The organism is Caballeronia mineralivorans PML1(12) (genome assembly GCF_001028175.1).
Classification (GTDB): domain Bacteria; phylum Pseudomonadota; class Gammaproteobacteria; order Burkholderiales; family Burkholderiaceae; genus Caballeronia; species Caballeronia mineralivorans.
Map to the genome: position 1 here is coordinate 237914 of NZ_AEJF01000143.1, position 17069 is coordinate 254982.

Genomic DNA, 17069 nt, shown 5'->3' on the forward strand with positions numbered 1-17069 from the left:
ACGTTGGCGCAAGGGACCGGTAGCCTAGAATTTATAATCAAGACCGACGGAAAACCCCATGATTCTTCCGCCCGCGTAGCAGAAGGGTGCGCCCTGCGAGATCGAGCTGCCGTCGTGGCAGTCTGCGGTGACTGATCGTCCCCCCGCGCCGAGATCGTAGTGGGCCAGGGCCTGGTTGATCGTGATGGCGTAATCGGCATAAACGGTGGTGTGTTTGTCCACTGCGTGCCGGTACATGGCCGTGAACATGTTGGCACCGTTCGAGGGGTTGGCGATACCCAAGGCACTGGGATCCGCAGGCGCCGTATTGTGTTGACCGGGATCGCCGGGCGTCGAGTTCGCATGAGCCCACCCGATGCTGGCACTGTCCTTCGGTGTGAACTCCTGCGTCAGCGCGAGCCAGAAACCATTGCGGCTACGCTCGTTCTGAATCTGCAGATAGGCGGGGACATTCCTGCGCATGACTTCGTAGATTGCGCTCAAAGTCGTTTTAGTGGGCAGCTTATATTGCGCGCCGACTTTGAACGCCCATTCGTTACCGATATCGTTCGGGTCGGTACCATCGGGGGATGCCAATGCTGCAGGGCTCGCGGTGACATCGCTGGAACGGTTGACACCTTGGTGTAGTTCGTAGGCGGTGGTGAAGTAAAGGGGCCCATTGGTATAAGCGAGGTTCGCGCTGTAAGCCGAGCCGTAACTGCCGTCATTACATGCGATCGGGTTACCGCCGCTTCCGGGGACGTTGCCTCCCGTACAACTCGATTCCCCCGAAGCTTGAACCGAATTTTCATAACCGCGGTTCTGGCCGGGCGACACCAATGCGTTAAAACTCCAGCCGTGGAACGTCGGCGATTCATACCAGATTGCATGGTCAAGCCGCGTGCCGAATTCGACGCGATTGTCGCCGCCCGTGTTGCCCATGATCGCCGAGTAGTCTCCGATCGTGCCGGAGAAAGGGTTCATGCGTGCCGTGGAGGTCTTGTATGGTGCATCGGTCTTGCCGATCTTTAACGCGCCCCACGACGTAGACGCGACACCAATGAAGCTGTTGCGTGACGTGAGCGCGCCCTTGACGCCTGAATCTTGCGCGGAATTCGAGTTTGAAGTGCCCGCCGTCGCCGAGATATCCAGTTGCGTCTCCAACTGATAGACAAACGCGAGACTCTTATCCGATCCAAACGGCTGTTTGCCGCGTACGCCGACGTAAGAAAGGTTTGAGGAGACGTCGGGTTGCCAGCTCATGTTACCTGCGGGGAAAACTCGTTGGCCGCCTGGCGTCGTGTATTCGCTTTTGAGTCCCTTCGTGAGGTAGTCCACGGAGAGGTCCAGGTTTCCATAGAACTCCATGTTGCCGAGCGCTGCCAGCAATGACCGCAGGCGCGGCGGCATGCTGGCGCCCCACGAGTTGGATCCGTCATCTGCCGATGCTGTCTGAGTGCTCGTTGGTGTGGTCGTCGCGCCAGCCGTTACAGAAGCCGTGTTTGGAATAGTTGAAACGGTCGCCGGGCGAGGTACCTCGGCACTCGATCGCGCCTGTCTGGCGGAAAGCTCGTCCAGTTTTTTTGTCAGCGCATCCATTTGTTGCCGCAACAATTGGATTTGTTTTGCCTGATCATCTGCGGGAAGTGCCTGCGCCAGCGCCTTTTCCGATAAACCTCCACTGCCGGCGGCAAGGAAAATGATCGGCGCGGCCGCCATGAGTGAATTGCGTCTCTTTTTCATCGTCGTCTCCACTTGATAGTTATGCTTATTAAAATATTTGCTTAACTTTTTAACGCTACGCCCTCCTCAAAGGAGCAGGTATCAGATTGGTTCCACGGGACGTGTCTCGGCCGGATACATCGATCGGGTCACGCAAAGGACGCGTGATCCAGGTAGTGAGTGGTTGTTCCAATTTCTCTCGATGGGAATGGCATCGATGTAATTGAAATCAATTTGTAAATATTACGCGTCCCGAAGTAAATGTGAGGGCATCGTAATTTTTAGGATAGTTAAATGAACTTATGGTAACCATACCCAATGGTGAATCTGTATTGCGTGGGCGAGGTCAAGTGTGTAGTCGGAATTAACCTGGGCTACTTTATTAAAATATCTGAAATACTATTGAAATATATATGAAAGTACAACCTAAGTATAAGCTAAGTATTGATAGGTTATTTTAAGCTCACGCAAGCTGTGTGCGGGTTGGTTAGCGGCTTTGGGGAAAACGATTTGGCGCCACGTCGTTTCTTTCCGTGCCCTCTGGAAACAGGCGCTAAAAGGGGATTGTGCGAAACCTGGCGCGGGCGAGACGAGAATCTCTTTGGTGAGTATCGCCATTTTCGGGGTCGTTCGCGAACTGCGCTTAGTCTTTGAAACTCAATTCCATGAATAATACTTAAGATAGCTAATCATCAAGATTGCACCTGTGTTTGACTCGCGACCGGGAGCTGCGGTGGATCGGCTGCGTCGGGCTAACACGACAAGCTTGCAAAAACGGGTGCCGGCTCGGCGTGCATTTCCAACTGCTAACAACCAGTCCCGAATTAAACATGACGGGTAACCGTAAAGTTCAACGACTATAAATTGCAGTGACTGGGAGCAGGTGTGTCAGAGGTCCGAAGAATACCAATCTGGCGAGGAAATACGCGATGAATAATCTAATGATTGTGATCGGAGTTGTATTTTCCTTTGCATCCCAGGCGTACGCCGGAACTGTCGACGATTACGACGAAGGGATAGCGGGAGCAAAATTAGGAACAACGCTGTATAACGCGGCGATTCCGGATAAGCCGCTACCCATGCCTCAGAGTGACAGTGACGACGCGACGGAGTCCATTCCTCTTGCAAACCCGGTGGCCGGAAACAACGTAAAGGAGCCGGTGACTAGCGTGAAGGACGTCAGCGTGACCAACAAGTAGATTCCCGAGGTGTTTTATCTGATGGCGGTACTCACATTCCATTAACACAGCCACATGCAAACACCGTGACGCGGCGGACCCCGTTCGCGGCGTTGCGCATGAGGGGATGCGCCTGCATGGGCTGTGTCAGGTATCGAGCGATGCCTTATGGAGACTTCGACGCTCGACTCGATTGCGCAACTGGCCCGCGACCAGGGCGCCAATGACCAGGGACAGATAGATCGTCAGGAGATCGCGACGCCATGTATCCAGCGCGACCCGATGTGCGAGCAGCTTCGGATCGGGTGCAGGGAGGACGGCACTGGCCGTCTCGACGGCCCGGGTCATGTGAAGAAAGCCGGCCGCCGACAGCAGCGGCAAGCCAATGAGCACCGCGATCAGTGCGGGTTTTGCGCGGCGCACGGGATCATAGTGGCGAAAACGTATCCAGAGCCCGAGGCAACCGTGCACCCAGCCCGGCGCGAGCAGCGCAAGTTGCAAGCCTTGAGTGCCGCTTGAGATCAGCGAGATCACGATCTTTTCATAGTTCGGTTCGAAGCCGTAGAGCGAGGCAGCGAGACGGGTTGCAACCGCATGGCGGATGAGCAGGAGAGGCAGGCTGAGTCCGGCCCAGATACGGATCCATTCTGTAGCGGGCAACACCCAGCGGCGACGCCCGTAGATCGTGCGCAGCGCCAGCGAAAAATGAAGCGCAGCCGAACCATAGAGCAAGATCGTGCCGGGCGTGCTGTGCCATAGCTTTATGGCAAGCGTGAGACCGTGTCCCGCGAGATCCAGAGACCAGAGCCCGAGCGCGTGATTGACCAGATGGAGGAAAAGATACGTCAGCAGCACCACGCCTGATCCAATCTGCAAATGACGCAAAATCGATTGCATCTCCATTCCTCTTGATATCGAACGTGGACGGGTTTCATTAAACAACGACTCCAGCCAAACGTGCACGGATCGGGAAAAATATTCACGCGCGCCGGTGCTCAACCTGACAGTAAGACTTGCGACCGTGCGGTTTTATTCCCGCTCTCCGGGTATTCATGAAAAAGAAAGCCGCGTTCGGATCAACGCGACGATCGGGAATAAAACGCACTTGGCCGTAGTTATATGAGTGCACGTCTGACTGATTTATCCAGGACCTTGAGATCCTTGCACTATCTCCGACGCGGCAATCCGATGCATCTCATTCAATGAATGTGATCGGTATTCCTAAACGAGTTAATTGGAGGTTTTCATGAAATACCTCACGTTAGTTGTCACTGGCGCGCTGATGACCGTCGCAGCGCAGGCATATGCCGGGGAGTACGACGCGGCCAAGGGGACGCCGGGCGATAACAGCGCCGTAGTGTCGCAAGCGAATTCGGCGCCCGCGCAGCCGGCGGCACCCATGAAGAGCAACGCTGCGCCCGTCGGCAAGACCCGTGCAGAGGTTTACGAGGAACTGATACGCGCCCAGCAGGATGGCACGCTGGAACGCCTGAACGAGCTTTACGGCGGCGGGTGAGCCGATGCTCCCGGCAGGTCGGACACGGGCTTGCACCCGGCTCTTTCCCCGGGTACATGGCCCGCGGAATATTCCGTTCTGTGGCTGAGCGCTGTCGTGTTGCACGGTCGCCGGCTAGCAGTATCGGTATGAAGGAGACGGAGATGAACATCGCTGAGAAGTCCTTGCATTACCTCGTCGAAAAATGGCTGGCACCCACCCCGGCGATGCGGATCCATGTGGTTCAATTCGGCCGCATGTGTCTGGACAACAGACGCTACGTGCGCGTCGAGGCCTCGGCACCCACCGGCTCACGCGCAATCTTTTTCTTTCGGCACGATGACGGTAGCTGGTGTGTGTTTCCGCCTGCTATCTCAGGGCCTGCAATGATGAGCTATCGGATTGCGGCGTAAGACCGCTCGCTACTCGCTTAAGACAGCCGCGCCGGTTAGCGAAACGCCGGCAAAAGCATGAGCATTGCGCTGCTTCAATCCCGAGGGGATCTAGCCAAACGAACCATGACTGCGTGATTTTCCCGGTGCTTACCGTGTCCCGTCCAGCAGCATCGTCACGCGCGTGCGGGCGAACGCGGGGTCTATCGGGGCATCGTCGAAAAGCAGGCGATAGATGAGCGGCGCGACCACGTGATCCAAGATCGTATTTGCATCGGGCGGCGTTTCGCCTTGCTCGATGGCCCGGTCCAGGATCATCTGGATCTGTGAGCGTGTGATGGCCGCGCACTGACAGGCCGGGCTGCGGGAATCGTTGCTTGCCAGCACGTCGCGTGTCATGGCCCGGCCGGGCGCGGACGACATCTCTTCCTGATACCCCTGCGCCCAAGTTTCGAGATCGCTTCTTAAAGCGCCGGTGGCGGCCGGTCCGTTGTCCGGATGAAAGCGCTGCAGGGCGACATCGGCGAGAAGGGTCGGCAGGTCGCCCCAACGCCGGTAGATTGTCGAGGGTGTCACCCCTGCACGCGCCGCGACTTGCGGCACGGTGAGTTCCTCGCGCGGTATTTCCGCCAGCAACGTACTGACTGCATGATGCACCGACTCCTGCACCCGCGCGCTACGTCCGCCGGGTCGCAACCCTTCTCGTGCTGCCATTTCCTGTCTCTCTCCGACCCTGTTCGCGCATCGATAAAACGCATTAAAGCTAAAAAGTTGCGTTAACGCAAGACAACGTGCACAATCCGTTAAAGCAATTATTTTGCGTTTATTCCCCGGAGTGTGCAATGGCCTTCGATGCCGATCCCGGTTTTCCCCCTCATCGCACCCGCTACGCGTTGCCGCTCTATGCGGCCATAGCGGCGATGTTCTTTGGGGCATCGAGTGCGCCGACACCGCTTTACCGGCTGTACCAAGAGGTGTGGGGGTTCTCGTCCGGGATGCTGACGGTGGTCTTTGGCGTCTATGCGTTCAGCTTGTTGCTCGCGTTGCTGACAACGGGGTCGCTCTCCGACCACATTGGCCGGTGTCCGGTGATTGTTGGCGGATTGGCGCTCGAGATCGTGGCAATGCTGATATTCGCCGATGCCGATAGTGTCCGGATGCTGATCCTGGCGCGTGTCCTCCAGGGTTTCGCGACCGGCGCGGCGACGAGTGCGCTGGGCGCCGCGATTCTCGATGCCAGCCGCACGCGCGGGCCGCTGGTCAATACGTTGTCGCCGCTGCTTGGCATGGGGGTGGGAGCGCTTGGCACGAGCTTGCTGGTTCAATATGCGCCTGCGCCCATGCGGCTCGTCTACTTTCTGATGCTCGCGGTGTTCCTGCTTCAGGCCGTGGGTGTGTCGCTGCTGCCGGAGACGGTGAGCCGCCGCCCGGGTGCGCTGGCTTCACTGGTGCCGCGCGTACGGGTTCCCCGGGCGGCGCGTGCGGCGATGCTGCGCATTGCACCGGTCAACGTCGCGGTATGGGCATTGGGCGGGTTCTATCTGTCATTGGGACCGACGCTTGCGCGCGCGGTGACCGGCACCGATGCCGTCACGACGGGCGGCTGGGTCGTGTTTGCTTTGACGTGCGGCGGCTTTGTTGCCGTGCTGCTGTTGCGCGCCTTGAGCACACCCCGGTTGCTCGTGACGGGCGCGCTGGTGCTCGCCGCCGGATTGCTGGTCACGCTGACGGGTGCTCACGCGGGTAACGCCGGACTCTTTTTCGTCGGAACGATATTGGCAGGCATGGGCTTCGGCTCTGCGTTTCAAGGGGCATTGCGCTCGGTCTTGCCGCTGGCTGAAGCGCACGAACGCGCGGGCCTGATGGCGGCGTTTTATGTGTTGAGTTATCTGGCGTTCAGCGTGCCGGCGATTATCGCGGGGACGATGGCCCATGTTGTTGGCTTGCGGCTTACTACAGATGTGTATGGCATTACGCTGGTGGTGCTGGCTGGGTTGACTGTTGTTGCCAGCGGATTGGAGAGAGGGCGGGGGATGGTCGGAGGGTAAGCGGGGTTTGCAGGTAGACCGGCGGCCGGTATGCCTGCATCATCTGCGCGCACTCTCCGGGCTAAACCAATAAGCGAGCGCACCGGCCGCAAGCGGTACCGCCGTCACAACAAACAGCCTTGAGTAAAGATCGGCGTTCGACACACCCGCATAGCGGGCTCCCTCGGCTATCCAGCCGAAAATGCTGCTAGCCAGCGCCACGCCCAAAAACACAAGGCTGTTAAGCAATCCCAATCCAAGCCCCAGCTTGGCCGGCGCAATAATCGCCCGCGCTTGCGACATGACCAGCGGATGAATACAGCCCACCGACAGCAGCAAGCAAATCGCTGCAATACTTATTGCCGGGCTTCGTTGCGGCATCATCGCCAGCAAGAGCGCCGCAAAAACGCCCAGGGCTTGCCAGCACAACGATAACGTCTTGGGCGCCCATCGCCGAACAAGAAACGGGATGCAAAAAGACGCGCCTATCCCGGCGATACTGGTGACGGTCATCGCGTTGCCACGCGCTATTACGTCGAAACCAAACACGTCCGCCAGATATGGTCCACCCCAGGAAGTGCGAAACGTTCCACCCACCGACATAGCCAGGCAAACCGGCATCAACGTCCATAATCCGTTCGCGCGGTTCGACACTACCGCCGTCCTGAGCGATGGCTGCGAATGCGGTGCCTCAAGCGAAGGTTTTTCGTCCCGGCGGCGCACGGAGCAAACAATGCCGATCGTCGCGAGCAGCATAAAAACTGCGGACAACGCCATGACCGGCCGCCAGCCGAAGCGAGCTGTCGCCCAGCTTAGCGGGAACGCTGCGAGCAGCCCGCCGGACATACCAATAGCGCTGGCGGTCGTGATAGCCCGCACATGGCGTGGACCTGCGCCGTGGCGCAGAACGTGGTTGAGCAGTCCCATGAAAACCGGTGCGCAGCCCAGTCCGATTCCGGCCTGGGCAATGATGGCGAGATGCGGATCGGTAGTGACCGACACAAGCCCGACGCTCAACGTGCCCACGCTCATCAGCACCGCCGTGGGATAACGCACACCATACCGGTCGAACATGAATCCGACCGGGATTTGCGCCGCGGCAAAGACGAGAAAAAACGCGCCGGAGAACCAGCCGAACATCTGCGGAGTGAAATGGAAGTCGCCGATAAGCTGCGTGGAAATTACCGCTACGTAGCTACGGAAAAACTGGCTTAGAACGTAGCTGAAGGTAAGCGCCCACAAACCATAATCGGTCGATCGTACGGACGCAGAGGCATGCGGAGTTCCTGAAATATCTGTCATCGACTCAACGTGAAAGCAGCTTCTTGTGGGTTGTTGTATTAGCTATATTCGCCGTATCCGCTGTATTGGCGAGTTGAATCGCGTGGCCGCTGGCCCTCACAATTTCGCGCGGCGTGACGCCGAGCAGCCGGTTCATCCAGTGCGCCATGTGGCTTTGATGCGCAAAGCCCGTTTCCAGCGCCACCTGGCTGGTACTCAACTTACCCTGCAACAACAGCGCCTTCGCGCGCTCGACACGTCGCTGTACGACGTATCGATGCACCGGCATGCCAAGCGTCTCGCGAAACAGCACCTTGAAATGCGGCACGCTAAGGTGGGCCAGTGCTGCTAGTTCGTCAAGCGTCAGGCGCTGTTCCAGATTGCTTTCAATGAAGTCGATTACGTTCGCCGCCGTTCGCGGCGCCAGCTTGCGCCGATGGCCTTCGAGCGCGTCGACGCGTTGGGCGCCGTCGATCAGCCGCACCACCATCGCGGTGCAAAGGCTTTCTGCGTAGAGCGGATCGGACGTGTCGCCAGCTTCGAGTTCTGCTTGCAGCGCCCACGCCAGATGCTGGAAACGCGGATCTCGCATCTGGAGTTGCGGACGGATCTGCGCGTCCCCGGCCCTCAGATCGAGTTGCTCCAGGGTCTTGCGCGTGAATGGCTCGCTGATCCAGACGCTCAGGACTGTGCAGTCCGAATCGTCGACCCATTGGCCTTCAAGTCCCGCGGGTATCACGTCGGCATCGCCGTGCGCCTGGATGCGTGTGTCGCGACGCTGGTCGCAGACGCAGCGCGCTTTCACCGGTGGCCCGACATGCACGCCGACGACATGATGCGACGAGGGTGTAAGCCGATGCGCGCCAGCCGAAATGCCGAGCAGCGCCGCGCCGAAACCGTTCCAGCCGCGGCCCTTGCTGGAGCGCAAGTTAACGCGGGAGCCGGCGGGCGACATGGGCAATGGGGTCACGGCGTTCATGGCAGTTCCTCATGGAGGTCGGCAACAGCGTGCATTGTGCTGTGTTTAGCGCCAATTTGCTTGACGCCGTGAGCGAGTGACGTCCTTGCACCGTCAGTCTCGCCGCAGTGCCACAAAACAATCATCCGTATCTGCGCATGATGATCCGTGTCTGCGCGCCCGGAACGGCACACATCCCTACGATGACGATATCCAGGCCAATAAGGAGTCGAATGTGTTCGTAATATTCGGAGCATCAGGCAAAGTAGGGCGCGTTACTGCTGCAACAGTGCGCAACGCGGGTCACGCGGTAAGAGCCGTGGTACGGAACGACGCTCAGGGCGAACGCCTTGCAAGGATCGGTTGCGAAGTCGTGCTTGCCGATCTGACGAATCCCGCGTCGGTGGCGAAGGTTATCGATGGCGCGCAGGCGGTGCAGATCCTGTGTCCAGTGCCAAATGGCGACGCACAACCCGAGAGCACGATGCGCCACATGATCGACGTTGCGGCCATCGCGCTGCGTGCCAATCCGCCGCCTCGTGTGCTCGCGTTGTCCGATTATGGCGCGGAACTGGACCGCGGCACGGGCATCACATTGCTCTTTCACGCCCTTGAATCACAGTTGCAGCCGGTAGTGCAAAACCTGACGTTGTTGCGCGCAGCGGAACATATGCAGAACTGGGCACGTGTGATCCCGGTCGCGTTCGCAACGGGTGTGTTGCCAAGCCTGCATCATCCGCTGAACAAGCGCTTTCCTACGGTAGCCGCGCAGGACGTGGGCCAACTTGCGGCCGAGCTGCTGCTGGACGACTCGCACGGCAGTGTGCCGCGTGTGGTGAGCATTGAAGGCCCGCGACGGGTTAGTGCGCTCGAAGTCGCGCGTGCGCTAAGCGATGCCAGCAGGCGCGAAATAAGCGCACGCGAAGTGCCGCGTAGCGAATGGACATCCACGCTGCTGCGCGCCGGCCTGAGCGCGAACCATGCCGATCTCATTACCGAACTCTGCGATGCGCATAACGCGGGCCGCATCGACGTGGAAGAGGGAATAGGCGAGCGGCGTTTCGGTACGACGGAACTCCCTGAGGTCCTGGCTTCGATGCTGCCGGACGGCGCAGCGGTGGCTGGCTAAATGCGCCGCTCGACACGGAAGCAAGCGATGCATTCTCGACCTTCGCTCGATGCGCCGAAGGTGTCGGTTGCGCGTGCACGCGGCCCTAAGCATGCATGGTTTGCGGTCATTATCGGCGTTGCGGGACTCGTTGGTGGTTATCAGCTCCAGCGCATATTGAGCTCACTACCCGACAGCAACGACGACTTCATCTTCTTCTGACGATCCGCTGAAGAGAGATGGCGCATCCGTTCGCGTTGTTCCTGTAGCCCGGAGCGCGGGCGAAACTCAAACGTCCAGTACAACGGCCGACTCTTCACCCAGTCCAAGCTTCGCCGGGATCGCGCTGCAAATCAACGCATGTCCCGGCGGGACCTCGGCCTCACACGGCACTGGATACGTCACCTCTCCAGAAAGGACACGCGTCGCGCACGTGCCGCACACCCCTGACCGGCAATTCGACGCAACCACCACGCCGTTTGCTTCGGCAAAATCCAGCAAGCTTCCATCTTCCGGAGACCACTGTGCGTCGCGATGCGTACGCATGAAGACTACCTTTGATGATCGCTCAGGGTCACGGGGAGATACAGGCGTCGCTACCGTATTTGAAGCGCTTTCTGTGCGCTTGACACTGGCCGGCCCGAACGCCTCAAAACGAATCCGGTCGTCGGCAATGTTGAGCGAACGCAAGCCGCTGTACATATCCTGCATGAACGAGCCTGGACCGCACAGATAAAAATCGTAGTCGCCAAATGGCAGCACGCTCTTGAGATACGCAATATCAACACGCCCGACGGACGAACGCGGATGAGTGTCGTGACCTGGATCGGCTTGGCTGTCTCGCAGATGTACCGAGAGACGAGAGTGGGTTTGCTCAGCATTCCTGAGTGGATCGACGAACGGATGGTCGTTGGACCGGCGCGCGCCGTGGATAAAATGAATGCGCTCGGGCTGCGTGAGTTCGCTCTTGTCGGCGAGCAAGCTGTTCAGCATCGCGACCATTGGCGTAATGCCTATGCCCGCAGACACCAAGACAATCGCACGGCCGCTCGTGCGGTCGAGCACGAACGCCCCGCCCGGCAGCTTGGCCTCGATCTCCGTTCCCGCCTCGACGTTCTCATGCAGCCACGTCGACGCCGCACCCTCACGTTTTACCGTGATCCGATAATGTCGACCATTGGGGGCATCGGAGAGGGTATAGGTTCTGATCAATGGTGCTGCGAGCCCTGGAACGTGCAGCCGGACTGGGAGAAACTGGCCGGGTTCGAATGCCGGAAGTGTCGAACCATCAGCGGCTTGCAGATAGAACGATCGCACGCCAGGAGCCTCGTCGCGAACGTCGGAGACCTTTAGCGTGCGCCACGTGTTCGCCGCTAAAGGTGTTGCCTCCGCCGTTTTCCAGCTACCGGTCTTCACTAATTGCGGGGCGTATTGAACGCCGGACCAACGCAAGGGCAACGCGCGCCGGGTGCGTCGAACCTCGCGCACGTGCCAGCGGATCAGCCGCTCGGCGCCATCGAACGATTCGAGCTCCTGGCCTTCCCAGATGATCTCGGCATCGACAGCGAGATACAGCAGGTCGCCGCTGTCGAAGTCGATGACCAACAAACCCGCACGCGGATCGTGCATCAGGTTGCCGATGGTATTGAAAAACAAATTGCCGCTGAAATCCGGCGTGGTCAGCGTGCGGTCATCGTCGATACGAATAAACCCCGGCTTGCCGCCGCGGTGCGATACGTCAGCGCCACGCCCCATGCCCGCATCGCTCGATGTGTTCGCGCTCGCGACGAAGAAGGTATCGGCCCGTGCAAGCAGCGCGTGGTCATCGTCATTCAGGCGGCTTGAAACGACCGGCGACTCCTGACTTTCTTCAACATTAAATTCGATAGGCGTACGGCTCTGGATGTACTTGGCGCAGTTGCCAAAACTCTGGCTCACGGCAACGGTAATCGCTTGATCGTCGATAGCCGTGATGATTCCGTTGACGCGGTTGCGCCGACGGGTAGCGGGCTGAATACCGAGCCCACCCGAGATCGATCCGACTTGCCACGTACTAGCAAGCGGATCGCCTGCCAGGCTCCGGCCGCCGATACGCAGCGTGCGTTCATCGGGCGTCGAGATAAAACCCGGCGCACCAACGCGCAGCGTCGCCCACGGTTGCCCCTTTTCATCCACTCCACCGAGCACCATGAACGGCTGTTCCGCAAAGAACAGGCGGTGCTGTTCAGGCATGTAGTCGCGAATCCCGCGGCGCGCGTCAACGTTCATCCGCTCGCGCACCCCAGCACGTTCCTGCGCGGCCAGTTCACTGGCATGAAATGGCGATTCCACAGCACGCCAGCCCGAAGGAGGCGCGGCAACGGCAGCGGACATGATGTTCTCGATCTCGAATATGAACGTGTGCTGTCTGTTTGACGCGCTACTTTGCGTCGGCGAGCAGACCCGCCTTGGTCACGGGCATCGGCAGGAAACGCGGCAGTGCCTCGACGCGTTTCAGCCACGCGCGCAAATGCGGGTACGGTTCGAGCGAGATGCCGCCTTCGGGCGCATGAGCAATGTACGTATACGCGGCGATGTCGGCGATGGTCGGTGCCTGCCCAACCGTGAACGGCTTGTCGCGAAACTCGGGATCGATAATCGGAAAGAGATCTTCCGCGATCCGCTTTGCAGTTGCGTAGTCCCGCGGTGCGCCGAACACCGTGACCAGACGCGCGGCGCAAGGACCATACGCAATCTTGCCAGCCGCCAGCGACAGCCAGCGTTGCACCGCTGCCGCGCCGAAGGGATCCTCGGGAAGCCACGAGGCATCGCCGTATTTGCGGGCGAGGTAGACCAGGATAGCGTTTGAATCGGTCACGACAATATCGCCGTCTTCGATGACCGGTACCTCGCCAAACGGATTGAGCGCTAAGTGCGCCGGCTTGCGGTTACCGCCGGTTTTCATGTCGAGTTCGATCGTCGTAAAAGGCAGGTCGAGCAGCGTCAAGAAAAGTTTCACACGATGCCCGTGTCCGGACAGCAGCGTGGTATGCAGCCGGATCGGCTGGAGGGGCTTGGTGGGCGTGGGAGCAGGCATGACGACTCTGGTAAGGATATGAACCGGTGGATCGATAGAGTGAGCATAGAACGTCTCACTTGCCCCGGGAAGACGGATAATGATGGTTAGACAATCCTCTTAAAGTGGACAATCCAATGACTAGCCTGAGCGCTGTCAATCTTAACCGGCTGGTGGTTTTCGCGGCCGTGGTCGAGGCCGGTTCGCTGACGGCCGCTGCCGATCGTCTCGGAATTGCGAAGACAATGGTCAGTACGCACATGCAGCGTCTCGAAGCCGAGGTCGGCGCGAGCCTGCTCGTACGCACCACGCGCCGGGTCAGCGTGACCGAGGCCGGCAGGGCGTTTTACGAATCAAGCCGGCAGATCCTGAACGCGACTGAAGAAGCGATCTCGGCGTTGACGCAGGAGTCGGGCGCGTTGCGGGGAACGCTGCGTGTTGCCACGCCGATCGACTATGGGGCAAGCGTGGTGGTGCCCATGCTGGTCGCGGTGCAGCAACGGCATCCGGAGCTCAAGATTGAACTCGTGTCAGCTGACCGTCAGGTGGATCTGGTCGCAGAAGCGGTCGATGTAGCGATCCGGCTTGGGCGGCTGGCAGATTCGAGTCATCGCGCGGTCAAGATTGGCGGTTTCGTCAAATGGCTCGTTGCGAGTCCCGGGTTTGTCGCCCAGTGGGGTAAGCCGACTACGCTCGATGCGGTTGTCAAGCTGCCGTTCGTCGGCATGTCTGCGTTGCAAAAGCCGCTGGTGGCGCCGCTCGAAAGCACGCGCGGCGGGAAGCGGACTGTCCGGTTCAGTTCGGGATTTCTCGCAGACACCGCGCCTACGTGTCGCGCTGCAACATTGGCAGGCGCCGGCGTGGCCTATCTGACTGATTTTTCGATCGGAGAGGATGTCGCGGCGGGACGGCTGGTGCGGTTGCTGCCGGCGTGGTCATCGCCGCCCGCGGGCATTCACGCAATCTTTCCATCGGCACGTTATCCGGTGCCGAAGGTGCGGGTGTTCATCGATGCGCTCAAGGCCCATCTTGAGACGAAAGGCGGCTAAGCCGATGTTTCGTTCGCCGCGGTGCTGTCCACCGATGAATGGCTCGATGTGCTTGCAACCGGCGTAGCGCCCGGGCGTCTGTGCGTTTATCGACTGTCAGCGGGTCCGGCGCCTATCTGCCAGACGTAGACGGGTTCCTTCTGGTTGATCGACCAGTCGCCAACGAGTTTGGCCTTGTACACAATCGGATTATGCGAGGAGACCGCGCGCGCATTGCGCCAATGGCGATCCAGCGCTTTTCCTCCTCCAACAGCCGATGCACCGAGCGCATCGAACAGATGGGTCGAGGCGCGCAAGGCAAGTTCTGTTGCAACGATCTGTCCTTTGGCGGATTCAATTTCAGCCTCGATATTGAAGCGGTTTTCAGCGTCGACGTCATCGGCAAAACGCGCTTCATACGCCCGCTGTGCCGGTTCCGTTGCGCGTAAGGCGACGGCTTCTGCGGCATAGGCCCAAGCCGCGATCTCACCTACCACTTGTTGAATCTGAACGTCCTGGCTGACGTGCGGCGCATTGCCGTGGCTATAGATCCGTTTGCGCGCTCGCACCTCGGCCGCAGCATCAAGCTCAGCCGCCCGGGCGATACCGGCTAGCGTCGCGAGATGGAACAGTTGATAGAACGCGGTCTGATATTTAAAGCGCCGGGAGAAATCCACGATATGACCCGGCTCGACCACTGCGTCTTTGAACACCGTCGTGCCGCTTCCCGTGGTGCGTTGACCAAAACCGTCCCAATCGTCGCTTAACGTCACGCCCGGTTGCTGCGTGGCGACCGCGACAATCACATCGCTGCCGTCTTCAGCGCGTTGCGCATAGACGTCGATCCAGTCCGCGAAAATGCTACCCGTGCTGTAGTACTTTTCGCCGTTCAAGACCCACCGGTCGCCTTGCTTAGCCACCTTGGTGATCACGCTGCCCAGCGCAACGTTGCCGACTTCTGTCCACGCATTGCCGAACAGATCGCCGCGCACAAAGCGTGCAAACCACTGGTCCCGCTCGGGGCTCGCGGGCGCATTGACCACGTCCTCGACGAACGCAAAGTGGCCGCGCAACGCCTGGGGAAGGTTGGAATCCGCGGCGCCGAGTTCAATCAGCAAGCGGAATAACTGCTTGATGGAAACGCCCGCGCCGCCATGCGATACCGGCACGCGCAGTGCGCCAAAACCAGCTTGCTTTAGTTCCGTGATCTGATCGTAGGGAAGGGTCCGTAGCTGGTCACGCTCGACGGCGCCGGTGGCGATGCGCTCGAAGATCGGCCTGAAGCGGCTGGCGACACTCTCGTAATCCGCTCCAACCGATAACGCGACAGGCGGTAGTTGTGTCATGTCGAAATCCTTGGGTGTTGTTTGTTGAAGTTTGTTGAAGGCGACGGTGGCGCGACGTTGGTCACCGCTGGCGCGAGTGCGCAGGCTCACAAATCTAGTTCATCGACTGTGTTTCCGTTAGATCGTTTTGCGGTTTGTTTATCGGGCTATGGCAGATGAAGGCCGCGACTGAACAGTATTGCGTCGAACCCACCGTTTCAGCGTCAGGTTCCGTCGCTGCTGCTTATCTATGCCGGTTGCCGGACATATCGATAGCTGAATTAATTGATTGGTGGATGCCGCTGACTGAAATAGATTCAGAAGCTGTGAGTCGACCTCGCAGCGACGACGTAGGTCGCCAGTGAATCGGCATACTAATTAATCAGGAGATTGTCATGAGCGAGAAGCAGGAAGCGCTTAAGTTTGCCTATTGGGTTCCGAACGTCAGCGGTGGCCTAGTGGTCAGCACTATCGAACAGCGCACTGACTGGAGCGTTGAATATAACCAGAAGCTTGCACAGACCGCAGAGAAAGCGGGCTTCGAATACGCGCTTAGTCAGATCCGCTTTACGGCGGGCTATGGCGCGGATAATCAACACGAGTCGGTGTCGTTCAGTCAGGCTTTGCTGCACGCGACCACCAAGCTGAAAGTACTCGCCGCCATCTTGCCCGGACCGTGGAGTCCGGCGGTTGTCGCCAAGCAGATTGCGACGATCGATCATATCTCCAAGGGGCGGATTGGCATCAACGTGGTAAGCGGATGGTTCAAAGGCGAATTCACGGCGATCGGCGAGCCGTGGCTTGAACACGACGAACGTTATCGCCGGTCGCACGAATTTATCGAAGCGCTCAAGGGCATCTGGACTCAGGATAACTTTACGTTCCGGGGCGATTTTTATCGATTCAACAACTACACGCTGAGTCCGAAGCCGGTGCAAAAACCGCACCCTGAAATCTTTCAGGGCGGCAGTTCGCGTGCAGCCCGCGACAATGCCGCGAGCGTCTCCGACTGGTACTTCACCAACGGCAATACCCCTGAGAACCTGAGGCTGCAGATCGACGATATCCAGGCCAAGGCGGCTGTCAACAACCACAAGGTGCGCATTGGCGTGAATGCGTTCGTGATTGCCCGCGACACCGAAGAAGAAGCCAAGGCGGTACTCGCCGACATCATCAAGCATGCGCATGTGGAAGCGGTCCATGCATTCGGCGACGCCGCCAAGCAGGCGGGCAGCGCGTCGCCTGAAGGCGAGGGCAACTGGGCCAAATCCACGTTCGAAGACCTGGTGCAATACAACGACGGTTTCCGCACCAACCTGATCGGGACACCACAGCAGATCGCAGAGCGGATCGTGGAATTGAAAGCGGTAGGCGTGGATCTTGTGCTCGCCGGTTTCCTGCACTTTATCGAAGAGGTCGAGTATTTTGGGCAACGCGTCTTGCCGCTCGTGCGTGAACTCGAAGAGGCTGCGCAACTTGAAGCCAAGGCTGCTTGAGATGGTGGCGCCGACGCGGGGCAAA

At 59.2% G+C, this 17069-nt stretch carries 16 protein-coding genes; 8 read left to right on the forward strand and 8 right to left on the reverse strand.

Annotated elements, in window-relative coordinates; translation table 11 throughout:
* Positions 1–24 precede the first annotated feature (24 nt).
* Entirely contained in the window at positions 25–1722 is a 1698-nt protein-coding gene (locus tag EOS_RS24395; RefSeq protein WP_235442945.1) for a porin, read from the reverse strand.
* Between the two features lie 908 nt (positions 1723–2630).
* On the opposite strand from EOS_RS24395, the gene EOS_RS24400 reads away from it, so the two are divergent.
* Positions 2631–2900, forward strand: a complete 270-nt coding sequence (locus tag EOS_RS24400; RefSeq protein WP_047849266.1) for a hypothetical protein — start codon at positions 2631–2633, stop codon at positions 2898–2900.
* Between the two features lie 126 nt (positions 2901–3026).
* Here EOS_RS24400 and EOS_RS24405 read toward each other — a convergent pair whose 3' ends face one another.
* The gene (locus tag EOS_RS24405; RefSeq protein WP_183146120.1) at positions 3027–3776 is read right to left on the reverse strand and encodes a hypothetical protein; all 750 of its coding nucleotides are present in this window, start codon (positions 3774–3776) and stop codon (positions 3027–3029) included.
* Between the two features lie 349 nt (positions 3777–4125).
* Between EOS_RS24405 and EOS_RS24410 the strand changes: the two genes are divergently transcribed.
* Positions 4126–4395 (forward strand): DUF4148 domain-containing protein, encoded by a 270-nt coding sequence (locus EOS_RS24410; RefSeq protein ID WP_047849268.1) that lies wholly within the window; start codon positions 4126–4128, stop codon positions 4393–4395.
* 143 nt (positions 4396–4538) lie between these two features.
* Positions 4539–4787 (forward strand): hypothetical protein, encoded by a 249-nt coding sequence (locus EOS_RS24415; protein ID WP_047849269.1) that lies wholly within the window; start codon positions 4539–4541, stop codon positions 4785–4787.
* A gap of 129 nt (positions 4788–4916) precedes the next feature.
* Here EOS_RS24415 and EOS_RS24420 read toward each other — a convergent pair whose 3' ends face one another.
* The gene (locus tag EOS_RS24420) at positions 4917–5480 is read right to left on the reverse strand and encodes a TetR/AcrR family transcriptional regulator (protein ID WP_047849270.1); all 564 of its coding nucleotides are present in this window, start codon (positions 5478–5480) and stop codon (positions 4917–4919) included.
* Positions 5481–5608: 128 nt separating this feature from the next.
* On the opposite strand from EOS_RS24420, the gene EOS_RS24425 reads away from it, so the two are divergent.
* The gene (locus EOS_RS24425) at positions 5609–6814 is read left to right on the forward strand and encodes an MFS transporter (RefSeq protein ID WP_053064028.1); all 1206 of its coding nucleotides are present in this window, start codon (positions 5609–5611) and stop codon (positions 6812–6814) included.
* Between the two features lie 39 nt (positions 6815–6853).
* On the opposite strand, the gene EOS_RS24430 is transcribed toward EOS_RS24425, so the two are convergent.
* Positions 6854–8035, reverse strand: a complete 1182-nt coding sequence (locus tag EOS_RS24430; RefSeq protein WP_160312524.1) for an MFS transporter — start codon at positions 8033–8035, stop codon at positions 6854–6856.
* A 64-nt stretch (positions 8036–8099) separates the two neighbouring features.
* Positions 8100–9053, reverse strand: coding sequence for a helix-turn-helix domain-containing protein (locus tag EOS_RS24435; protein ID WP_047849272.1), 954 nt, complete (start codon positions 9051–9053; stop codon positions 8100–8102).
* 214 nt (positions 9054–9267) lie between these two features.
* Between EOS_RS24435 and EOS_RS24440 the strand changes: the two genes are divergently transcribed.
* A complete protein-coding gene (locus tag EOS_RS24440; RefSeq protein ID WP_047849273.1) occupies positions 9268–10161 on the forward strand; it encodes an NmrA family NAD(P)-binding protein in 894 nt (297 codons plus the stop codon).
* 27 nt (positions 10162–10188) lie between these two features.
* Positions 10189–10362 (forward strand): hypothetical protein, encoded by a 174-nt coding sequence (locus EOS_RS47145; RefSeq protein WP_160312525.1) that lies wholly within the window; start codon positions 10189–10191, stop codon positions 10360–10362.
* Between the two features lie 66 nt (positions 10363–10428).
* Here EOS_RS47145 and EOS_RS24450 read toward each other — a convergent pair whose 3' ends face one another.
* A complete protein-coding gene (locus EOS_RS24450) occupies positions 10429–12513 on the reverse strand; it encodes a 2Fe-2S iron-sulfur cluster-binding protein (protein WP_047849275.1) in 2085 nt (694 codons plus the stop codon).
* A 46-nt stretch (positions 12514–12559) separates the two neighbouring features.
* A complete protein-coding gene (locus EOS_RS24455; RefSeq protein WP_047849276.1) occupies positions 12560–13216 on the reverse strand; it encodes a glutathione S-transferase family protein in 657 nt (218 codons plus the stop codon).
* A gap of 116 nt (positions 13217–13332) precedes the next feature.
* Between EOS_RS24455 and EOS_RS24460 the strand changes: the two genes are divergently transcribed.
* A complete protein-coding gene (locus EOS_RS24460) occupies positions 13333–14244 on the forward strand; it encodes a LysR family transcriptional regulator (protein ID WP_047849277.1) in 912 nt (303 codons plus the stop codon).
* 86 nt (positions 14245–14330) lie between these two features.
* Here EOS_RS24460 and EOS_RS24465 read toward each other — a convergent pair whose 3' ends face one another.
* Positions 14331–15569, reverse strand: coding sequence for an acyl-CoA dehydrogenase family protein (locus tag EOS_RS24465; RefSeq protein ID WP_047849323.1), 1239 nt, complete (start codon positions 15567–15569; stop codon positions 14331–14333).
* A 374-nt stretch (positions 15570–15943) separates the two neighbouring features.
* On the opposite strand from EOS_RS24465, the gene sfnG reads away from it, so the two are divergent.
* A complete protein-coding gene (gene sfnG / locus EOS_RS24470) occupies positions 15944–17044 on the forward strand; it encodes a dimethylsulfone monooxygenase SfnG (RefSeq protein WP_047849278.1) in 1101 nt (366 codons plus the stop codon).
* Positions 17045–17069: the final 25 nt, after the last annotated feature.